Source organism: Streptomyces sp. NPDC004629 (assembly GCF_042873595.1).
Lineage (GTDB): Bacteria > Actinomycetota > Actinomycetes > Streptomycetales > Streptomycetaceae > Streptomyces.
In genome coordinates, this window is the sequence record NZ_JBIALO010000001.1 from 300,151 (window position 1) to 320,490 (window position 20,340).

15 protein-coding genes are annotated in these 20,340 nt (G+C 71.6%); 11 read left to right on the forward strand and 4 right to left on the reverse strand.

The annotated features are described in order from the left end of the window. Positions 1–709: 709 nt before the first annotated feature. Complete coding sequence (locus ACFYTE_RS01400) at positions 710–1,870, forward strand: adenylate/guanylate cyclase domain-containing protein (protein WP_388703263.1); 1,161 nt, start codon at positions 710–712, stop codon at positions 1,868–1,870. Positions 1,871–1,882: 12 nt separating this feature from the next. On the opposite strand, the gene ACFYTE_RS01405 is transcribed toward ACFYTE_RS01400, so the two are convergent. Continuing rightward, a complete protein-coding gene (locus ACFYTE_RS01405) occupies positions 1,883–2,383 on the reverse strand; it encodes a hypothetical protein (protein ID WP_388703266.1) in 501 nt (166 codons plus the stop codon). 699 nt (positions 2,384–3,082) lie between these two features. Here ACFYTE_RS01405 and ACFYTE_RS01410 point away from each other — a divergent pair. From ACFYTE_RS01410 to hutH, 3 genes are all read left to right on the forward strand, one after another. Then, a complete protein-coding gene (locus tag ACFYTE_RS01410) occupies positions 3,083–3,877 on the forward strand; it encodes an enoyl-CoA hydratase/isomerase family protein (protein ID WP_388703268.1) in 795 nt (264 codons plus the stop codon). An 803-nt stretch (positions 3,878–4,680) separates the two neighbouring features. Beyond that, positions 4,681–5,823 carry a diguanylate cyclase domain-containing protein gene (locus ACFYTE_RS01415; protein WP_388703271.1) on the forward strand — a complete coding sequence of 381 codons (1,143 nt, stop codon included), beginning with the start codon at positions 4,681–4,683 and terminating at the stop codon, positions 5,821–5,823. Positions 5,824–5,943: 120 nt separating this feature from the next. Next, entirely contained in the window at positions 5,944–7,521 is a 1,578-nt protein-coding gene (hutH, locus tag ACFYTE_RS01420) for a histidine ammonia-lyase (RefSeq protein ID WP_388704016.1), read from the forward strand. 88 nt (positions 7,522–7,609) lie between these two features. On the opposite strand, the gene ACFYTE_RS01425 is transcribed toward hutH, so the two are convergent. Next, positions 7,610–7,948 (reverse strand): LPXTG cell wall anchor domain-containing protein, encoded by a 339-nt coding sequence (locus ACFYTE_RS01425; RefSeq protein ID WP_388703274.1) that lies wholly within the window; start codon positions 7,946–7,948, stop codon positions 7,610–7,612. 109 nt (positions 7,949–8,057) lie between these two features. Here ACFYTE_RS01425 and ACFYTE_RS01430 point away from each other — a divergent pair, with 109 nt between their 5' ends. From ACFYTE_RS01430 to ACFYTE_RS01450, 5 genes are all read left to right on the forward strand, one after another. Next, a complete protein-coding gene (locus ACFYTE_RS01430; RefSeq protein WP_388703277.1) occupies positions 8,058–8,402 on the forward strand; it encodes a hypothetical protein in 345 nt (114 codons plus the stop codon). Positions 8,403–8,607: 205 nt separating this feature from the next. Then, entirely contained in the window at positions 8,608–9,867 is a 1,260-nt protein-coding gene (locus ACFYTE_RS01435; RefSeq protein WP_388703279.1) for an Ig-like domain-containing protein, read from the forward strand. 170 nt (positions 9,868–10,037) lie between these two features. Beyond that, positions 10,038–11,495, forward strand: coding sequence for an ABC transporter permease (locus ACFYTE_RS01440; RefSeq protein ID WP_388703282.1), 1,458 nt, complete (start codon positions 10,038–10,040; stop codon positions 11,493–11,495). 69 nt (positions 11,496–11,564) lie between these two features. Next, positions 11,565–12,248: an ABC transporter ATP-binding protein gene (locus tag ACFYTE_RS01445; RefSeq protein ID WP_388703284.1), complete on the forward strand. Its 684-nt coding sequence runs from the start codon at positions 11,565–11,567 to the stop codon at positions 12,246–12,248. Between the two features lie 250 nt (positions 12,249–12,498). Further along, positions 12,499–15,813: a S8 family serine peptidase gene (locus ACFYTE_RS01450; protein WP_388703286.1), complete on the forward strand. Its 3,315-nt coding sequence runs from the start codon at positions 12,499–12,501 to the stop codon at positions 15,811–15,813. A gap of 63 nt (positions 15,814–15,876) precedes the next feature. Here ACFYTE_RS01450 and ACFYTE_RS01455 read toward each other — a convergent pair whose 3' ends face one another. Beyond that, a complete protein-coding gene (locus tag ACFYTE_RS01455) occupies positions 15,877–16,770 on the reverse strand; it encodes a helix-turn-helix domain-containing protein (RefSeq protein WP_388703289.1) in 894 nt (297 codons plus the stop codon). Positions 16,771–16,950: 180 nt separating this feature from the next. Here ACFYTE_RS01455 and ACFYTE_RS01460 point away from each other — a divergent pair, with 180 nt between their 5' ends. Together ACFYTE_RS01460 and ACFYTE_RS01465 are read left to right on the forward strand one after the other, a co-directional pair. After that, positions 16,951–17,991, forward strand: a complete 1,041-nt coding sequence (locus ACFYTE_RS01460) for an NAD(P)-dependent alcohol dehydrogenase (RefSeq protein WP_388703292.1) — start codon at positions 16,951–16,953, stop codon at positions 17,989–17,991. 100 nt (positions 17,992–18,091) lie between these two features. Continuing rightward, positions 18,092–18,478 (forward strand): VOC family protein, encoded by a 387-nt coding sequence (locus tag ACFYTE_RS01465; RefSeq protein ID WP_388703295.1) that lies wholly within the window; start codon positions 18,092–18,094, stop codon positions 18,476–18,478. A gap of 499 nt (positions 18,479–18,977) precedes the next feature. Here ACFYTE_RS01465 and ACFYTE_RS01470 read toward each other — a convergent pair whose 3' ends face one another. Beyond that, positions 18,978–20,096 (reverse strand): hypothetical protein, encoded by a 1,119-nt coding sequence (locus ACFYTE_RS01470; protein ID WP_388703298.1) that lies wholly within the window; start codon positions 20,094–20,096, stop codon positions 18,978–18,980. Positions 20,097–20,340: the final 244 nt, after the last annotated feature.

Sequence of the window (20,340 nt, forward strand, 5' to 3'; positions counted from 1 at the left end):
GTACGGCGGTGGGTGTTGCCAGGTGGCGGCGGGGCTTGACTTTGTCCACGCGGGGGCGTGCCCCGATAGGGGCGCGGGGAACGGCGCGATCGGCCACGACGTACCTGCGGGTGTGTACGGCGGTGGGTGTTGCCAGGTGGCGGCGGGGCTTGACTTTGTCCACGCGGGGGCGTGCCCCGATAGGGGCGCGGGGAACGGCGCGATCGGCCACGACGGCCCCGCGGGTGTGTACGGCGGTGGGTGTCCCTGTGCGATGTCGGGGGTCGCCTTCGTCCACGAGCGCCAGCGGGGGCGTGCCCTGATAGGGGCGCGGGGAACGGCGCGATCGGCCACGACGTACCTGCGGGTGTGTACGGCGGTGGGTGTCCCTGTGCGATGTCGGGGGTCGCCTTCGTCCACGAGCGCCAGCGGGGGCGTGCCCCGATAGGGGCGCGGGGAACTGCGCGACCGGCCACGACGTACCCGCGGGGAACGGCGCGACCGGCCACGACGCCCCCGCGGCTGCGTACGGCGGCCGCTGGCCCCAGACTGGTTGCGGGGGTCGAGGGGCTGCAAGCCCCCGGTGCGCCGCCCGCCCCAGCACGCAGCAACCGCACCGACCCCGCCCCCCACACCCTCGGCCGAACCTAACGGAGTGAGCTGGCGCACACCTGCCGTAGAGTTGAGGCCGGTCGATACGTGACCGCGGCAGATCGGAAGGGCAGCAGGCGTGACCGTCGACGACACGGGCTCCGGCGCGGACGCGGACGGCCGGGTGAACCTTCCCCCAGCCTCGGCTCCGTTCGACCAGGGGGACCCCCAAGCCGCCGACCCTGGCGAGGATCCGCTCACCCTGCGCCTGGAAACGCTCATCCTGGGCGCCGAGCGGCGCTACACCCCCTTCCAGGCGGCCCGCAGCGCCGGCGTCTCCATGGAGTTGGCCTCGCGCTTCTGGCGGGCCATGGGCTTCGCCGACATCGGCCAGGCCAAGGCCCTCACAGAGGCCGACGTACTCGCGCTGCGCCGTCTCGCCGGCCTCGTCGAGGCGGGCCTGCTGAGTGAGGCCATGGCCGTGCAGGTGGCCCGGTCCACCGGACAGACCACCGCCCGGCTGGCCGAGTGGCAGATCGACTCGTTCCTGGAGGGGCTGACCGAGCCGCCCGAGCCGGGCATGACCCGCACGGAAGTCACATATCCACTGATCGAACTGCTCCTGCCCGAGCTGGAGGAGTTCCTGGTCTACGTCTGGCGGCGCCAGTTGGCCGCGGCCACCGGCCGGGTCGTACAGGCCGGTGACGACGAGGAGATGGTGGACCGGCGGCTGGCGGTCGCCTTCGCCGACCTCGTCGGGTTCACCCGGCTGACCCGTCGGATGGAGGAGGAGGAGCTGGGCGAGCTGGTCGAGGCCTTCGAGACGACCGCCGCCGACCTGGTCGCCGCCCGCGGCGGCCGGCTCATCAAGACCCTCGGCGACGAGGTGCTGTACGCCGCCGACGACGCGGGCACCGCCGCCGAGATCGCGCTGCGCCTCATCGAGACGATGGCGAACGACGAGACGATGCCCGAGCTGCGCGTCGGGATGGCGTTCGGCACGGTGACGACCCGGATGGGCGATGTCTTCGGTACGACCGTGAACCTCGCCTCCCGGCTGACGTCGATAGCGCCGCGTGACGCCGTGCTCGTGGACAGCGCGTTCGCCGAGGAACTGATCCGCACCGGCGAGGCGCCCGCATCCGAGGCGGAGGCGGCCGAGGCCGCGGCGGCCGCCGAGAAGGAGGGCGAGGAGCCGCCGGTGTACCGCTTCGCGCTCCAGCCGATGTGGCAGCGGCCGGTCCGCGGACTCGGCGTGGTCGAGCCCTGGCTGCTCACCCGGCGCGACGGCGCATCCTGACGGGAACGCCGGTCACGAACCGTCGGCCAGCGACAGGCCGATGCACAGGCCGAGGATCGGCACGCACACGCCTCCCGGTCGGCCCGGCGTCGGGGACGGGGACGGGGCGGGTGCCGGTGCGGCGGAGGTCCGGCCGGGTGCGGGGGTGGGTGCGGGCGGTGGCGCGGCGCTCGCGGTGGCCGACGGCGGCGGGGTGGCGCCGGGCGCCGCCGGGACGGCCGTGGCGCCGGGTGTGTCCGCCCGCGGGGGCGTGGCGGCGGAGGGTGAGCGTCCCTGAGCCGGTGTGGCGGAGGGGTTCGAGGTGTCCGTGCCCGGGACGTCTGTCCCGCCCGGTGCGGGGGTCGCCGAGAGCGGGCCGGACGGGGTGGTGGTGCCGACCGTGGCGGACGTACGCGTCGACCGGTCGGCGGTGGCGGCCGGGCCGGGCCTCGGTTCCGCCTCGGCGGTGCCGGGTCCGCCGACCTGTGACTCGGGGGAGACCCTGACGAGGCTCAGCACGCCGACGGCCAGCACGAGGCCGACGGCGGCCAGCAGCGCCCTGCGCGGCCGACGCCTACGATGCCGTCCCCGCCGCGCACGAGCCCCCACCGCACCCTCGCCACCCGTCACCCCAGAGGTGTCCGCCGACGCCGGTACGCCCGCCGGGCCGGCCGGCCCCGACCCCGCCGAGTCAGCCGAGCCCGGTGCGTCCGCCGATTCCACCGGGTCAGGTGCGTCCGCGGCTCCTGCCGGAGCGGATGTGTCGGTAGAGCCCGGTGCGTCCGCCGCGCCCGGTGCATGTGGTGGGCTGCTTGGCTCGCTGGAGTGGTTCGAGCCCAGTGCGTCTGTCGGGTGTGCTGGTTCAGTCGAGTCCTCTGCCGTTCTGGGAGCGTCAGCCGTGCCCGGCGAATCTGCCGTTCCCGATGTGTCCGCTGGGGCAACCGGCCCCGACGAGCCCGCCGAACCGGATGCGGCTGAGGTCTCCGTTGCCTCTCGCGCGTCCGGTGTGTTCGGGTGCGCGCCCTTGTGAGTCTGCGTCATCGCGATTCCTCCCCGCTCGCGCCCCCCGATGCGCCATGACGCAGCGCACGTTATGCGTTCGCTCGGGTGCTCGACGGGGAGTCGGAGGATTGTCACTCGAACGTGGGCCTCCGGGTCGCCTCTTTCCCCGGCGGGGCCCGGCTGCGATGATCGGGGCGTCGGTGAGTTAACCCGCGTTAACCGGAGGGTGTCATGAGCGAGGAGCGGTTCGGGGAGTTCGTACTGGTGCGGCGGCACGGCCACGTCGCGGAACTGGTGCTGGACCGGCCCAAGGCCATGAACGCCGTGTCGACTCAGATGGCCCGCTCCATTGCCGCGGCCTGTGCCGCGCTGGCCGCCGACCGGGACGCGCGGGTGGTGGTGCTGACCTCGTCGCACGAGCGCGCGTTCTGCGTCGGGGCCGACCTCAAGGAGCGGAACTCCTTCAGCGATGCGGACCTGGTGCGGCAGCGCCCCGTCGCGCGGGGCGCCTACACCGGCGTACTGGAGCTGCCCATGCCGACGATCGCCGCCGTGCACGGCTTCGCGCTGGGCGGCGGCTTCGAACTGGCGCTGTCCTGCGATCTGATCGTGGCCGACGGCACGGCCGTGGTCGGGCTGCCCGAGGTGTCCGTGGGGGTCATCCCGGGCGGGGGCGGCACCCAGCTGCTGCCCCGCCGGGTCGGTGCCGCGCGGGCGGCCGAGCTGGTCTTCTCGGCGCGGCGGGTGGCGGCGGCCGAGGCGCGTGACCTGGGGCTGGTGGACCGGCTGGTGGACGAGGGCCAAGACCGCGAGGAGGCCCTGGCCCTGGCGGGCCGGATCGCCGGCAACTCGCCCGTCGGCCTGCGCGCGGCCAAGCGGGCGCTGCGGCTCGGGTACGGGCTTGACCTGCGGACCGGACTGGAGGTCGAGGACGCGGCCTGGCGCTCGGTGGCGTTCTCCGGGGACCGGGCGGAGGGCGTCGCGGCGTTCAACGAGAAGCGGACACCGCAGTGGCCGGGGCAGTGACCGAAGCATCCCGGCCGAACGCATACCCCTCGCCGGGGGTACGGCCGCTCCCGTGGGCACCTACCACTCCCAAGAAGCCCCGCCGGCCTCGGGTGCCATCTGCCGCTCCCGGGGGGAGATCCGCCGGCCTCGGGAGACATCTCCCGGTCCCGGGTGAGATCCGCGGGTCACGGGGCAGATCCGCCGCTCCCGGGAGCAGGGTGTCGTCGCCGACGGTCGTGGCTGCGCTCGCGACCTCGGGCGGAGTGGGCGCGGCGTCGCTGCGGGCCCAGCGCGAAGCGGCGGAACGGTCCCGGGGCGCGGCGGCGCGGGCTCGGCGAGGTCCGGCCATCCGTCGCTTCTGGGTCATCCGCCGGTCACGGAGCAGATCCGCCGCTCCCGGGGGGCCATCTGTCGCGCTCGGGGATATCTGCCGCTCCCGGGACGTCTGCCTCCCGAGGCGTCCCCCGCTCCCGTCGGGTGTCGCCCGCTCCCGCCGGTGCGTTCGCCGCTCCCGTTGGGGTGTCTGCTGCTCTCGTCGGGTGTCGCCCGCTCCCGTCGGTGCGTCCGTCGCTCCCGTCGGGGTGTCCCCCGCTCTCGTCGGGGTGTCTGCTGCTCTGGTCGGGTGTCGCCCGCTCTCGTCGGGGCGTCCGTCGCTCTCGTCGGGGTGTCTGCCGCTTCGTCGGGATATCCATCGCTCCCGTCGAAGCATCCCCCGCTCCCCGGAGACATTCGTCGCTCCTAGGGACATCCGTCGTTCTCCCGAGGCACCTGTTCGGCATAACAATGTCCCCGTTCATACCAAACGTCCCTAACCTGGAGTGATGGGTGAGGACAAGCGGCTGGCGGCCGTCGTGGCGCTGGCCCAGGGGATGGCGGCGGCTCACGCGCCGGCGGAGTCCTGGCAGGCGGCGGCGAGCGGTGCCTGCCGGGCACTGGACGGGAGCTTCGCCGCGCTGTCGGTGTGGGAGCGCGACCGGGGCCGGCTGCGGGTCCTCGTGAACGTGGGGGAGCGGGCCCCGGACGAGGAGGAGTTCCCGGAGAACGAGACCTACCCCGTGCACCAGTTCCCGGAGATCACCGAGTTCCTGCACGAGCGGTGGGCGCTCGGCGGCGGTCCGCACGCCTGGGTGGAGACCGCCGAGGGGACCGCGGCCGGGCGCCCCGGCTACTTCCACCGGCGGGTCACCGCGCTGCGCCGCCGCGGGCGCGGCTGTTGCGTGGTCGCACCGATCGTGCTGCACGGCCGCGCCTGGGGCGAGCTGTATGTGGCCCGGGCCGTGGGGGCGCCGGTCTTCGACCGGGCCGACGCCGGCTTCGCCACCGTGCTGGCGGCGGTCGTCGCCGCCGGGATCGCGCAGACCGAGCGGCTGGAGGAGGCCCGGCGGCTCGCGTTCACCGACGCGCTCACCGGGCTCGCCAACCGCCGGGCCGTCGACATGCGGCTCGACGAGGCCATCGAGCGGCACCGTGCGGAGGGCGTGGTGGTGAGTCTCGTGGTGTGCGATCTCAATGGGCTCAAGCGGGTCAACGACACCTGTGGGCACGCCGTCGGCGACCGCCTCCTCGAACGCTTCGGCTCGGTGCTCTCCTTGTGCGGGGCGATGGTGCCGGGCGCGCTGGTGGCCCGGCTGGGCGGCGACGAGTTCTGTCTGCTCGCGGTCGGGCCGCCCGCCGACGACGTGGTGAAGGCCGCGGACGAACTGTGCCGTCGTGCCGCGGACCTGGAGCTGGGGGAGGGGGTGGCGTGCGGGGTCGCCTCGACCGCGGACGCCATCGGTCCGGTGCGTTCCGCGCGCCGGCTGTTCCGGCTCGCGGACGCGGCCCAGTACCGGGCCAAGGCGGAGCGCGCCGAGCGGCCGGTCGTCGCGGGGCGGGAGGGCCCGGACGACCCGGTCGTGCGGCTCGCCGACGAGCCGTCGCCCGCGCGGGCCGAGCGGCGCCGCTTCCGCGGGCGCCGGCCGTGACGCGGGGTGGCGCAGCCGGCTCCTTCGGGGCGTCCCTCGCGGGGCCTCATGGGTAAGGGGCGAACCCGGTTCCCACTAGTGACAGTGTGACATTCAATGCGTACGCTCCTGAATATGGATATGCATACTGTGGTGGTGGGGACGTCCGGCGTCACCGCGTCCGACGTCCTCGCCGTGGCACGGGGCGACGCCCGGGTCCAGCTTGCGCCCCAGGCGGTGGCGGCCCTCGCGGCGGCCCGCGAGATCGTGGACGCGCTGGCGGCCGAGCCGGATCCGGTCTACGGCGTCAGCACCGGCTTCGGTGCCCTGGCGACCCGGCACATCGGCCCGGAACTCCGCGCCCGGCTACAGCGCAACATCGTCCGCTCGCACGCCGCCGGCATGGGCCCGCGGGTGGAGCGTGAGGTCGTACGGGCCCTGATGTTCCTGCGGCTGCGGACCCTGTGCTCGGGGCACACGGGCGTGCGGCCCGAGGTCGCGCAGACCGTGGCCGACGTGCTGAACGCGCGGATCACCCCGGTCGTCCACGAGTACGGCTCGCTCGGCTGCTCCGGTGACCTGGCCCCGCTGTCGCACTGCGCGCTGACCCTCATGGGCGAGGGCGACGCCGAGGGACCCGACGGGACCGTACGGCCCGCGGGCGATCTGCTCGCCGAGCACGGCATCCGGCCCGTCGAACTGCGCGAGAAGGAGGGGCTCGCCCTCCTCAACGGCACCGACGGCATGCTCGGCATGCTGATCATGGCCCTCGCGGACCTCGACACCCTCTACAAGTCCGCCGACGTCACCGCGGCCCTGTCGCTGGAGGCCCTGCTCGGCACGGACAAGGTGCTCGCGCCCGAACTGCACGCCATCCGGCCGCACCCTGGCCAGGCGGCGAGCGCCGCCAACATGCTCGCCGTGCTCAAGGGCTCCCAGCTCACCGGCCTGCCCCGGGTGGCCGGCGCCGCCCACAGCGGGGCGACGGCCATCCCGTACGAGGAGCCCCGCGTCCAGGACGCCTACTCCGTGCGCTGCGCCCCGCAGGTCGCGGGCGCCGGGCGTGACACCGTCGCGCACGCGCGTCTCGTCGCCGAGCGGGAACTCGCCGCGGCCGTCGACAATCCGGTGGTTCTGCCCGACGGACGCGTCGAGTCCAACGGCAACTTCCACGGCGCCCCGGTCGGCTATGTCCTCGACTTCCTCGCCATCGCCGCCGCCGACCTCGCCTCGATCGCCGAACGCCGCACCGACCGGCTGCTCGACAAGAACCGCAGCCACGGCCTGCCGCCGTTCCTCGCGGACGACGCCGGCGTCGACTCCGGGCTCATGATCGCCCAGTACACCCAGGCGGCTCTGGTCAGCGAGCTGAAGCGGCTGGCCGTGCCCGCCTCGGCGGACTCCATCCCGTCCTCCGCCATGCAGGAGGACCATGTGTCCATGGGCTGGTCGGCCGCGCGCAAGCTGCGCACCGCCGTCGACAACCTGAGCCGGGTCATCGCCGTCGAACTGTACGCCGCGACCCGGGCCCTGGAGCTGCGCGAGGGAAGGGCCCCGGCGCCCGCGTCGCAGGCGGCCGTCGAGGCGGTACGGGCGGCGGGGGTGCGCGGTCCCGGTCCTGACCGGTTCCTCGCGCCCGACCTGGCGGCGGCGGACGCGTTGGTGCGCGGCGGGGCGCTCGTCGCCGCGGTGGAGGCGGTCACCGGGCCGCTGCGGTAGCCGGCGCGGCGAGGGCCCGGCGACCGTCCGGGCTCCCGGCGGCACCCCGCGGCGCGTCGGGCGCTGGTCAAAGAAGCGTCAAGCGCGCCTAAAGACCGAGCCGTTCACGGCGTACCGAGTAGCCCACGAAGCCGGCGCCGAGGGCGAGGAGCACGGTGCCGCCGACGACGTACGGCGTGGTGTCGAAGCTGCCGGTGTCGGCCAACTCGACACCGTCCGCAGCGCCGTCCGCCGGGCCGTCCGCGGTCGGCGTGTCCGCCGCGTCCGCCGAGGAAACAGTCCTGGCCTGCTGGGTGATCTGCGCCGCCGGGGACTGCGCTCTCGCCGGGGCGTCCGGCGTGGCGTTCGCGGTCGGGACGAACCACAGGGCGCCCAGCAGGGTGCCCGCGGCGGTGGCGGTCAGCAGCGGACGGCGAGCGGATGACACGGAATATCGATCCCCTTGTGACGCTGGCGAATTGGCCGTGCGGAGCGATGTTAGTGAAAGTCGCGGGTCACAGGAAAGTCACGAGAGGCTTCGGCCGTACGCTCCCGCCATGAGCACTCCAGAGACATCACGTTTTGTGCGCCTTCGCGTGGAGCTGGTCCTCGAAGTGGAGGACGCGGACGCCGTGACCAAGGCCGCCGTGCGCCGGGTCGCCGACGATCCGGAGATGCCGGATGCGGAACGCGCGCACGCCGAGGACGCTGTGACGGAAGACACCGCCGAGGCCCTTGCCTATCTCGTCGATCCCTTCGACCTGGTCAGCAAGGTGCCGGGGGTTGAACTCCAGCAGGCGTCCTGGTCGAGCGAGCGGACCGAGTACGACCCGGATTCGCCGGACTGGGACCTCGACGAGGATGATGGCGGGGGCGACGACGAAGAGGACGGCATCGGCTGAGCGTTCCGGGGGAATTCATGACCCCGGACGGCAACCGCCGTCCGGGGTTTCGTCGTCTCACAGGGCGCACGGACCGATGCTCGCACCACCCCGCTCCGGCGAACGTGGTGCGCCCCACACATCCGAAGGGTGTGGAACGGGACGAAACGGTCGTAGCGTTGAAGGCTCTTAACGGGGTTCTCGGGGTATTCGCGGATCGGCAACGATGGAGAAACGTGTGATTACGGACAGTAAGCGGCGCAAGGGTCTGCTGACCGCGTCCGCTCTGCTCGGTGGTGTGCTGGTGCTCACGGGGTGCTCCGGCGGCGATGCCAAGGCCGAGGGCGGCAAGGACACCTCGCAGGCGAAGGTCGACGAGGCGGCGGCCAAGAAGACGTCCGTGGCCCAGATCGCGATCACACCCAAGGACGGCTCGAACAACGCCTCCATCAACAACTCTGCCGCCGTCACGGTCGCCAAGGGCACCCTGACGAATGTGTCGATGACCACGGCCGACGGCACGGATGTCCAGGGCGAGCTGTCCGCCGACCGGACGAGCTGGAAGCCCAGCGCCCAGCTGGAACGCTCCACCACCTACAAGGTCGCCGCCGAGGCCAAGGACTCCGAGGGCCGCGTCGCCCACGAGAACGCGTCCTTCACCACGGTCTCCCCGGACAACAGCTTCATAGGCAGCTTCACTCCGGAGGACGGCTCCACCGTCGGCGTCGGCATGCCCGTGTCGATCAACTTCGACAAGGCGATCACCAACAAGGCCGCCGTCCAGAAGGGCATCACCGTCACCTCCAGCAGCGGCCAGGAGGTCGCCTGCCACTGGTTCAACGCCAACCGCATGGACTGCCGCCCGCAGGACTACTGGAACGAGAACTCCACCGTCACCCTGAAGCTCGCCCTCGACGGCGTCGAGGGCGCGAGCGGCGTCTACGGCGTGCAGCAGAAGACGGTTTCCTTCCACATCGGCCGCAACCAGATCTCGTACGTCGACGCGCAGACCAAGCAGATGAAGGTCACGCAGGACGGCAAGACCGTCAAGACCATCCCGATCTCCGCCGGTTCGCCCGACAACAAGACCTACGAAGGCATCATGGTGATGTCCGAGAAGTTCAAGGAGACGCGCATGAACGGCGCGACCGTGGGCTTCACCGACGACGACGGCAAGGGCGAGTACGACATCAAGGACGTGCCGCACGCCATCCGCCTCACCAATTCCGGCACCTTCGTGCACGGCAACTACTGGGGCGCGAAGTCCATCTTCGGCGCGGTCAACACCAGCCACGGCTGCGTCGGTCTGTCCGACACCAAGGGAGCCAACGACCCGAACACGGCGGGCTCGTGGTTCTACAGCAACTCGATCATCGGTGACGTCGTGGTCGTCCAGAACACCGGTGACAAGACCGTCGCCCCGGACAACGGCCTCAACGGCTGGAACATGGACTGGGCCCAGTGGAAGGCGGGTTCGGCCGCCTGAGCCGCAGCGCGCCGCCCCACCGCTCGACCGATGCCGCCCCCGGCCCCCGGGGGCGGCATCGCTCGTCTCCGGCCCCGGTCACCGGCGCCGCAAGGACCGGCACAGCCTTCTCATGCGTCTCTTATCCCGGCCTTATGCAGTCATCAGGGTCGGTCCCTAGCTTGCGGGCCATGTTCTTCACCTACCTGAGGCGCGAACTGCGCCGCCGCAGAAAGGCGGCCCTGGTCGTCGCCTCCGGGCTCGCGCTGGGTATCGCGCTCGTCATCGTCGTCACCTCCGTGTCCAACGGCATGGGCAAGGCACAGGACAAGGTCCTCCAGTCGCTCTACGGCCTCGGCACGGACATGACCGTCACCAAGGCGTCGGAACCGAGCACCAGCAGCTCACAGCGCCCGCGCTTCCAGTTCGACGCGCGCGGCGGTGACGACGACTCGACGCAGAGCAGCGACCGGGTCATGGTGCAGGGCTTCACCACGCTGGCCTCCTCGACCGTCTCCGAGGTCGCCGACCAGCAGGGCGTGTCGAGCGCCGTCGGCGGGCTCAGCCTCAACGTGTTCAAGGTCAGCGGCCAGTTCACCCGCGGCCAGTTCCAGCAGGACCAGCAGGGCGGCGGCATGCCGGGCGGCGGCAGCGGCCAGCCGCAGGGCGAGGTCCGCGGCGGCGGCGCCGACTTCGACATCAACCAGTACACGGTCTACGGCACCGACGTCACCCGGACCGGGCTCGGCCCGCTGACCTCCTCGAAGATCACCAGCGGCCGCACCTTCAAGACCACGGAGACCGACGCCAAGGTGGCGGTCGCGGACTCCGCGTACGCCAAGGAGAAGAAGTACAAGGTCGGCAGCACCGTCACCGTCAAGGACGTCAAGTACGAGGTGATCGGCATCGCCACCGCCGACAGCGGTGACTCGGCGGCCAACCTGTACATCCCGCTCAAGCAGGCGCAGACGCTGGCGGACCAGAAGGACAAGGTCACCACCATCTACGTCAAGGCGACCGACTCGCAGCAGATCGACGCCGTCAAGAGCGCCATCCGGAAGAACGTCTCGGGCACCACCGTCACCACCTCCGCCGACCTCGCCAAGACCGTCTCCGGTTCGCTGTCCACCGCCTCCAGCCTCGCCACCAGTGTCGGCAAGTGGCTGTCGATCGCGGTGCTCGTGGCCGCGTTCCTGGTGGCCGGTCTGCTCACCTCCTCCGCCGTGTCGCGGCGTGTGCGCGAGTTCGGCACGCTCAAGGCGCTGGGCTGGACGTCGGGCCGGGTGACCCGGCAGGTGGTCGGCGAGGCCGTCGTCAACGGACTGGTCGGCGGGGCCCTCGGCATCGCGGTCGGCCTCGTGGGTGCCTACGTCGTCACCGCGATCAGCCCGACCCTTGAGGCGCAACTCGGCAGCACCGCCCGCCAGGCGGCCGGCCCGGGCGGCGGCGGGGGCGGCGCCGCCTTCATGGGCGGTCCCGGCCGGCAGACCGCGAAGTCCCTGGAGGTCGCCCTCACCGCGCCGGTCGGCGTCACCACGATCGCCGTGGCGGTCGCCCTGGCCGTCGCCGGCGGACTGATCGCGGGCGCGTTCGGCGGATGGCGGGCGTCGCGGCTGCGTCCCGCGGACGCGTTGCGGCGGGTCGAGTAGGCGTATCGCCGGCCGGCGGCCCGGCCCACCGACCCAACCCTCACACGTATTCCAGGAGTTGTTCCACCCATGTACGAACTCAGAGGCGTCACCAAGCGCTACACGCGCGGCAAGGACACCGTCCACGCCCTCGACGGCGTCGACCTGACCATCGGGGACGGCGACCGGCTCGTCATCCAGGGCCCCACCGGCGGCGGCAAGTCGACGCTGCTCCAGATGCTGGGCGGCCTGGACCGGCCCAGTTCCGGAGAGGTGGTCCTCGACGGCGTCGACCTGGCCAAGCTGCCCGAGGCGCGGCTGACCCGGGTGCGCAGCGAGAACATCGGCTTCGTCTTCCAGTCCTTCAACCTGATCCCGACGCTCACCGCGCAGGAGAACGTCGAGACCGCGCTCGTCCCGCTCGGTGCGAAGACGGCGGACCGGCGCGAACGGGCCGCGCAGGCCCTGAAGTCGGTCGGGCTCGGCGAACGGCTCGCACATCTGCCGTCCGAGATGTCCGGCGGCCAGCAGCAGCGCGTCGCCATCGCCCGCGCGCTCGTCAAGCAGCCGAAGGTGCTGCTCGCCGACGAGCCCACCGGCAACCTCGACGAGGGGATGCGCGACGAGATCATGGATGTGCTCGAACGCATGTGGAAAGAGCACGGGTTGACGTTCATCATGGTCACCCACGATTCCTCGATCGCACGCAAGGCCCCGCGTCTCGCGACCCTTCGCAAGGGAAAGATCACCGTGACGGAGAAAACCGGCGCATGATCGGGCGGAGGCCGTATAGCACCGGGCCCAGGTGTTCAACCGCGCGGTTTCGTAACGGTGTTCCGTCCGCGCCGTAACACTTTCCGGCCGCTCTTCTCACCCTTCTCTCATCGCTTGAGTCCGCTGAACACCCCCCGGCATACTGCGTGTTCCGGGGGGTTGACGCGCATGCGTACGGGATATCCCCCGGCCGGGTGAACGGGGAATTCGCCCGGCACTCCATCTCCCAGGGGGAGTCTTGCGCAGACAAGTGAAAAAAGCGGCGGCGGCCACCGTGGCCACCGCCGCTGCCGTTGCCCTCGCCGCGGGAATGACCACCCCGGCATCGGCGAAGCCCGAGCAGCAGCGCGCGGCCGGCGCCGCCTCCTCGCTCACGGCCAAGCACCGCCTCACCCTGATCACCGGCGACCGGGTCGCCGTGGACGCCAAGGGCCGCATCGTCGGCCTGGACCGTGCCAAGGGACGCGAACACATACCCGTCGAGATCCGCAAGGCCGCGGGGCACACCCTGGTCATACCCGCCGACGCGGCCCGCCTGGTCGCCTCCGGCACGCTGGACCAGCGGCTGTTCGACGTCACCGAACTCAACAAGGCCGCCACCCGCAAGGCGCAGCGCAACGGCCTGAAGGTCATCGTCGGCTACCGCGGCACGGCCACCGCGGCCAAGGCGGACGTCCGTGACGCGGGCACCCTGCGGCACAGCCTGAAGTCCCTCAACGCGGACGCGGTGCAGACCCCGGTCGAGGACACCCCGACGCTGTGGGACGCCGTCACCAACGGCGACCGGTCCGCCTCCGGCATCGCACACGTCTGGCTGGACGGCGTCCGCAAGGCCAGCCTCGACAAGTCCGTGCCGCAGATCGGCGCCCCCACCGCGTGGGCGGCCGGCTACACCGGCAAGGGCGTCAAGATCGCCGTCCTGGACACCGGCGTCGACGCGACCCACCCGGACCTGAAGAACCAGGTCGTCGAGTCCAAGAACTTCACCCCGGCCGCCGACGCCACCGACCACTTCGGCCACGGCACGCACGTCGCCTCCATCGCGGCCGGCACCGGCGCCAAGGCGGGCGGCACCTACAAGGGCGTCGCCCCCGACGCGAAGATCCTCAACGGCAAGGTGCTGGACGACACCGGCTCCGGTGACGACTCCGGCATCCTCGCCGGCATGGAGTGGGCGGCCCAGCAGGGCGCCGACGTCATCAACCTGAGCCTCGGCGGCTACGACACCCCCGAGATCGACCCGCTTGAGGCCGAGGTCAACAAGCTCTCCGCGGACAAGGGCATCCTGTTCGCGATCGCCGCGGGCAACGAGGGCCCCGAGTCGGTCGGTTCGCCGGGCAGCGCGGACGCCGCGCTCACCGTCGGCGCCGTCGACGACAAGGACGCCCTGGCCGACTTCTCCTCCACCGGGCCGCGCAACGGCGACGGCGCCATCAAGCCCGACGTCACCGCGCCCGGCGTCGACATCACCGCCGCCGCGGCCCCGGGCAGCGTCATCGACGAGGAGGTCGGCGAGAAGCCGCCCGGCTACCTGACCATCTCGGGTACGTCGATGGCCACCCCGCACGTCGCGGGCGCCGCCGCGCTCCTCAAGCAGCAGCACCCCGACTGGGGCTACGCCGAACTGAAGGGCGCCCTGACCGGCTCGACCAAGGGCGGCAAGTACACGCCGTTCCAGCAGGGTTCCGGCCGGATCCAGGTCGACAAGGCCATCAAGCAGTCCGTGATCGCCGAACCGGTGTCGGTGAGCTTCGGCACCCAGCAGTGGCCGCACACCGACGACCAGCCGGTCACCAAGCAGCTGACGTACCGCAACCTCGGCGACAAGGACGTCACGCTCGACCTGGCCGCCACCGCCACCAACCCCAAGGGCCAGGCGGCCCCGGCGGGCTTCTTCACGCTCGGCGCGACCAAGGTCACCGTCCCCGCGGGCGGCACGGCCTCCGTCGGCCTCACCGCCGACACCAGGCTGGGCGGCACCCTCGACGGCGCCTACTCGGCATATGTGACGGCGACCGGCGGCGGTCAGAGCGTGCGCACGGCCGCCGCGGTGCAGCGCGAGGTCGAGTCGTACGACGTCACGCTGAAGTTCATCGGGCGCGACGGCAAGCCGGCCCCGTACTACAGCGCCGACCTGACCGGTGTCTCCGGCCTCGCCCAGGACAAGTGGCTCACCCCGTACGACGCCTCCGGCACGGTGAAGGTGCACGCGCCCAAGGGCACGTACATCTTCAACTCCGGGATCTACGCCGACCCGGAGGACGCCGCCAAGGGCCTCGACTGGATCGCACAGCCGAAGCTGAACGTCACCAAGAACCAGACGGTCACGGTGGACGCGCGCAAGGCCAAGCCGGTGGACATCACCGTGCCCGACGCCGCCGCCAAGTCCCAGTTCGCCATGCCCGGGTTCGACGTCGAGGTGGGCGGCAACCTCTACGGCTACGCATGGTTCCTGGACACGTACCAGAACTTCCACGCCGCCGGTCTCGGCCCGCAGCTCACCGACGGCTCGCTGTACCAGCAGTGGGACGGGCACTGGAGCAAGGGCGCCAAGGAGCAGTACGACATCACCCGCGGCGCCTCCGTCAAGCAGCTCGCCACCGGCTACACCAAGCACTACAAGGCGTCCGAACTGGCCACGGTGAAGGTCGCCATGGGCGCGGCGGCGAGCGGCAAGAAGGGCGTGATCGGCGCGGTCGGCTGGCTGCCGGGCGGTTCCGGCGCCTCCTCCATCGGCCTCCCGCAGTCCGCCCCCGGCACCCGCACCCTGCACCTGTCCGCGCAGGGCGGCGTGCAGTGGCAGCTGGACTTCGAGCAGCAGAGCGGCCTCGACGAGGAGGGCTTCCCGGTCTCCGAGGCGTTCTACACACTGGGCGCGCCGCAGACCTTCAAGGCCGGCCAGAGCTACTCGAAGACCGTCAACAAGGCGGTGTTCGGGCCGCACCTCAACACCGAGTTCGGCCTGTTCCGCGAAGGCAACCAGATCTACGGCTCGCTGCCGCTGTTCACGGACGGCGCCAAGAACGCCGGCTCCTCGAACTTCACCTCGGTGACCACGAGCCTGTACCGGGGCAGCACCAAGGTGGGCTCCAACGACGACCCGCTCTTCGGCGAGAAGGTCTTCAAGGTGCCCTCCGGTGACGCCCAGTACAAGCTGACCACCTCGGTGAAGCGGAGCGTCAAGGTCGCCGCCGCCTCCACGCGGATCGACGCGAGCTGGACCTTCCGCTCGAAGAAGCCGACCGGCGGCACGGTCGCCAAGCTCCCGGCATCCACCGTCCGCTTCAACGCCAAGACCGGCCTCGACAGCCGGGTCACGGCCGGCCAGAAGGCCACCTTCCCGGTCACCGTCGAGGGCGCCGCCGCAGGCCGCAACCTGAAGTCCCTCACGGTGTACGTGTCGTACGACTACGGCCAGACCTGGAAGAAGGCCGACGTCAAGCACGGCAAGATCACCGTGAAGAACCCGGCCAAGGGGAAGGCCATCTCCTTCCACGCCAAGATCGCCGACAAGAAGGGCAACAAGTCGACGATCTCCATCTACAACGCGTACTACGCCAAGTAGCCGCCGAGTAACCGCACCCACCAGGGGCATGACGGACCCGGTCCGTCATGCCCCTGCGTGGTGTCACGGCGACGACGGCACGCGGGCGGCGTCCCGGCCCCAGCTGGCCAGCAGGCGCAGCCCGTCCGCCGAGGCGGAACCCGGCTCCGCGTGGTAGGCGACCACCGACTGGTCGCCGTCGCCGGGCACCTTGAACGTCTCGAAATTCAGCGACAGCTCCCCGACCAGCGGATGGTGCAGCCGCTTGACGCCATGGGTCTTCTCCTGGACGTCGTGCCTCGCCCACAGCCCCCGGAACTCCGCGCTCTTCACGGACAGCTCGCCGACCAGTGCGGACAGCCGCGGATCGTCGGGATAGCAGCCCGCGTCCATGCGCAGGGTGCACACGATGTCGATCGCCTTCTGCTCCCAGTCGACGAACAGATCCCGGTACTCGGGCCGCAGGAACACCAGCCGGGCCCAGTTGCGCTCGCCCGCCGGCAGCTCCGCCCAGTCGCCGAAGACCGCCGCCGCCATCCGGTTCCACGCCAGGATCTCCGAGCGCCGCCCCACCACATACGCCGGTACGCCGTCCATCATGTCCAGCAGCTGCGTCAGCGCGGGCCGCACCTGCTGGGCCCGCCCCAGCGCCTTCTTCTTGTGCTGCTTCCCCTTGGCGAGATGCGTCAGATGCGCCTGCTCGGCGTCGTCCAGCCGCAGCGCCCGGGCGATCGCGTCCAGCACCTCGGCCGAGACGTTCCGTCCGTTGCCCTGCTCCAGCCGCGTGTAGTACGCCACCGACACCCCGGCCAGCTGCGCCAGTTCCTCGCGGCGCAGTCCGGGCACCCGGCGGTGCCGGCCGAAGTCCGGCAGCCCCACGTCCTGCGGCTTCAGCCGGGCCCGCCTGGTGCGCAGGAACTCGCTCAGCTCGGCGCGCCGGTCCAGCGGACGGCCTGCGGATTCGGGCTGTTCGTCCATGGCCCCAGTATCGGCGCTCTTCCATGGTCGTACGCACCCGTTCCTGTCCCCGCCAGTGGTAGGCACGCCGGTCGTACGCAGAAGCGTGACCTGGGCGGACGTCCGCCGGTGCGGCACGCTGGACGTCGTGCCCGGTCGGAAGGCAGCCGGGCACCACCCCCTGCTAGGAGAAACAACGGCATGACCACTGTTGCTGCGTACGCCGCGCCCGCCGCCAAGGCCCCCCTGGAGCGGACCACGATCGAACGGCGCGCGGTCGGTGAGTTCGACGTCCTGATCGACGTCAAGTTCGCCGGTATCTGCCACTCCGACATCCACCAGGCCACCGAGGGCTGGGGCACCGCGATCTTCCCGATGGTGCCCGGCCACGAGATCGCCGGTGTCGTCTCCGAGGTCGGCCCCGGCGTCACCAAGTACGCCGTCGGCGACCGCGTGGGCGTCGGCTGCATGGTCGACTCGTGTCGCGAATGCGACAACTGCAAGGCCGGCCTGCAGCAGTACTGCGTCAAGGGCCCGACCTGGACGTACAACGGCATCGGCAAGGACGGCGAGCCCACCTACGGCGGCTACTCGGAGAAGATCGTGGTCGACGAGGGCTACGTCGTCCGCATCCCCGACGGCCTCGCCCTGGACGTGGCCGCGCCCCTGCTGTGCGCGGGCATCACCACCTACTCCCCGCTCAAGTACTGGAACGTCGGCCCCGGCAAGAAGGTCGCCGTCGTCGGCTTCGGCGGTCTCGGCCACATGGGCGTCAAGATCGCGCACGCGCTGGGCGCGGAGGTCACCGTCCTCTCCCAGTCCCTGCGCAAGCAGGACGACGGCCGCCGGCTCGGCGCCGACCAGTACCACGCCACCAGCGACCCGGAGACCTTCGAGAAGCTGAAGGGCACCTTCGACGTCATCCTGAACACCGTCTCCGCGCCGTTCGACTTCGCCCCGTTCCTGGCCCTGCTGCGCACCGGCGGCGCGATGGTGAACGTCGGCCTGCCCGAGGAGCCCGTCGAGATCACGCTGTCCTCGCTGTTCGGCAACCGCCGCTCGGTGACCAGTTCCAACATCGGCGGCATCCCGGAGACCCAGGAGATGCTCGACTTCTGCGCCGAGCACGGCCTGGGCGCCGAGATCGAACTGATCCGCGCCGACGAGATCAACGAGGCGTACGCGCGCGTCCTGGCCAGCGATGTCCGCTACCGGTTCGTGATCGACACCACCACCATCTGACCGGCCCGGTCCGGGTACGGGAGGCAGCCCCCGGCGCTAACTAAAGCAAGCCTTGCCTTGGTTGGTGCCGGGGTATGTTGGTGGTGAGGAGGTCCCTACGATGACCGTGAACTTGAACCACACCATCGTCGCCGCCCGGGACAAGCAGGCCTCGGCCCAGTTCCTCGCCGACATCCTGGGGCTCCGAGTCAGCCCGGACTTCGGTCCGTTCACGCCCGTCGAGATACCCAACGGCGTGACGCTCGACTTCATGGAGACGACCGACGACACCATCACCCGGCAGCACTACGCCTTCCTCGTCTCCGAGGAGGACTTCGACGCGATCTTCGCCCGCATCGAGGACGCCGGGCTCACCTTCTGGGCCGACCCGGCGCACCGCCGCCCCGGGCAGATCAACACCAACGACGGCGGTCGCGGGACGTACTTCGAGGACCCCAGCGGCCACAACCTGGAGATTCTCACGCGGCCGTACGGCAGCGGAGGCTGAACCGGGAAGCCGTACGTCAGCGGAGGCTGCGCCGCGAAGGAGAAAACCGCGAAGAGGTAACCCGAAGAAAACGGGACGGCGCTGTGGCAATCCCCCGCCGGGGCGGTTCACAGCGGCAGGAGGGGCCCGCAGGAGGACACCCTGGGCGGCCACGTCGTACCGCCGCTGCGGGCGGCCGGCCACGAGGTGCGGATCCTCACCCGCAGGCCTGAGCCGTCCGCGGATCTGCCGGCCGACGAGGGAGTCGAGGCGGCGGTGGCAGGGCTCGGACGGCGCTGCACCTGGCGGGTGGCCCCAAGGGCGACGACGCGGCGCCCCGCGCCCTGGTGCGGGCCGCGCCCGGTGGTCGGCGTGCACCACCTCGTGGGATCCGGGCCGCGCCGATGTGCGTCGTCAGATCGTGGTCGCGGTCGCCGCGTTCACCGTGGCCGTTCGCCGGCAGCGCAGAGACGATTGCGCCCCACCGCAGGACACGACGGCAATTCCGGGCCGCGGGCGGTCAGTTCGGCAACGACGCCGGGCTGCCGCCGTTCGCCTCGAACCCCGCCACCGCAAGCGCCCGGTAGACGGCGAACTCCGCGGCCGGATCGGCGGACAGCGTCCACGGCAGCGCGCCGACATGCCCGTCCACATGCACCAGCTCGTTCATGGCCTCCGCCCAGCGCTCGGCGCGGACCAGGAAGAAGACCAGCAGGTGGCGCACGTGGGCCAGCATCGGGTCGTCGGGGCGGGCCGCGTGCACCGCGTACAGCGCGCCGTGCATCGCCTTCGTGACGACCTCGCTCTGATAGAAGCCGCTGACCAGGTTCACCTCGGGAAGATGCTCGAAGACCGCGAACAGGGGCATGGCGGCCAGCAGCGAGCCCTGCGGGGCACGGGCCGCGGCGGCCTCGGCGAAGGAGTACGCCAGCTCACGCGAGCCGTGCCACTTCTCGCACCAGTAGTGCAGGGCCGCGAGATGGGCGCCCATGTGGGTCGGGGCGCGGTCCAGGATCTTCAGCCACAGCTGCTCGAACTCCTCCCGCGGATACGCCAGTCCGCGGGCCACCGACAGCTCGATGATGTACGGGATCGGGTCGCCGGGCGCCAGCAGGGCCGCCTGCCCGCAGGCGTCCCTGGCCTCCTCCATGATGATCCGGAAGTCGTCCGTGCCCCGAGTGGACGTACGCCACGCCTGCTGCACCAGGAACTCCGCGTGCACCGCGGCGCCGCCCGCGTCCTTGGGCTGCTCGGCCCGCCACACCCGCAGCCACTGGCCGCCCGGCGTCTCGCTGACCCCGCCGGGCCGCCGCTGCAACTCCAGCGCCGCCGCGCCCGCGAAGGCCTGCACGCGCTGCCAGCGCAGCTCGCCCGCCGCCTCGGTGCCGGCCAGCAGCTGGGAGGCCGCCCGGTAGTCCTGGGTGCGCTGCACCAGGTCGAGGACGTCCAGGAGATCCTGGTCGGGGCCGGGCATCCGGATGTCCAGGTCCTCCTCGCGCACGAAGCCGTAGTTCGCCGGGTCCGCCGCGTCCGGGTGGTCCGGTGAGACGCGCTCGATCACCCCACGCCTGCGCCGCAGGAGCGGGAGCACCACGAAGCTCAGCAAGAGCAGCGCCATCAGGACCCAGAGAATCGCCATGCCTCAAGCGAACCAGACCCCCCCGACAATTGGCCAACCCGCCCTCCACCTCCGCCACGCCGTACAGCTCCGGGCGCCCTTCGGCTGCCGCCGCCCGCGGCGGGGATCTACGATCTGCGGCTCACCGTCTGCTGCCGCCGCCCGGCGGCCCGCGGCGGCCCGCGGCGCCCCGGACACCACCGCCCCCCGCTGCCCTGCTGACTGCCGTGTGCGGCCTTCGGTGTGCGCCTTGTGATTGCCGCCC

Excerpts from the sequence above, each read along its gene's own strand:
- ACFYTE_RS01410 (WP_388703268.1), top strand. The coding sequence starts at position 3,083 with ATGAGCGAGGAGCGGTTCGGGGAGTTCGTACTGGTGCGGCGGCACGGC.
- ACFYTE_RS01415 (WP_388703271.1), top strand. The coding sequence starts at position 4,681 with ATGGGTGAGGACAAGCGGCTGGCGGCCGTCGTGGCGCTGGCCCAGGGG.
- hutH (WP_388704016.1), top strand. The coding sequence starts at position 5,944 with ATGCATACTGTGGTGGTGGGGACGTCCGGCGTCACCGCGTCCGACGTC.
- ACFYTE_RS01430 (WP_388703277.1), top strand. The coding sequence starts at position 8,058 with ATGAGCACTCCAGAGACATCACGTTTTGTGCGCCTTCGCGTGGAGCTG.
- ACFYTE_RS01435 (WP_388703279.1), top strand. The coding sequence starts at position 8,608 with ATGGAGAAACGTGTGATTACGGACAGTAAGCGGCGCAAGGGTCTGCTG.
- ACFYTE_RS01440 (WP_388703282.1), top strand. The coding sequence starts at position 10,038 with ATGTTCTTCACCTACCTGAGGCGCGAACTGCGCCGCCGCAGAAAGGCG.
- ACFYTE_RS01445 (WP_388703284.1), top strand. The coding sequence starts at position 11,565 with ATGTACGAACTCAGAGGCGTCACCAAGCGCTACACGCGCGGCAAGGAC.
- ACFYTE_RS01455 (WP_388703289.1), bottom strand. The coding sequence starts at position 16,770 with ATGGACGAACAGCCCGAATCCGCAGGCCGTCCGCTGGACCGGCGCGCC.
- ACFYTE_RS01460 (WP_388703292.1), top strand. The coding sequence starts at position 16,951 with ATGACCACTGTTGCTGCGTACGCCGCGCCCGCCGCCAAGGCCCCCCTG.
- ACFYTE_RS01465 (WP_388703295.1), top strand. The coding sequence starts at position 18,092 with ATGACCGTGAACTTGAACCACACCATCGTCGCCGCCCGGGACAAGCAG.
- ACFYTE_RS01470 (WP_388703298.1), bottom strand. The coding sequence starts at position 20,096 with ATGGCGATTCTCTGGGTCCTGATGGCGCTGCTCTTGCTGAGCTTCGTG.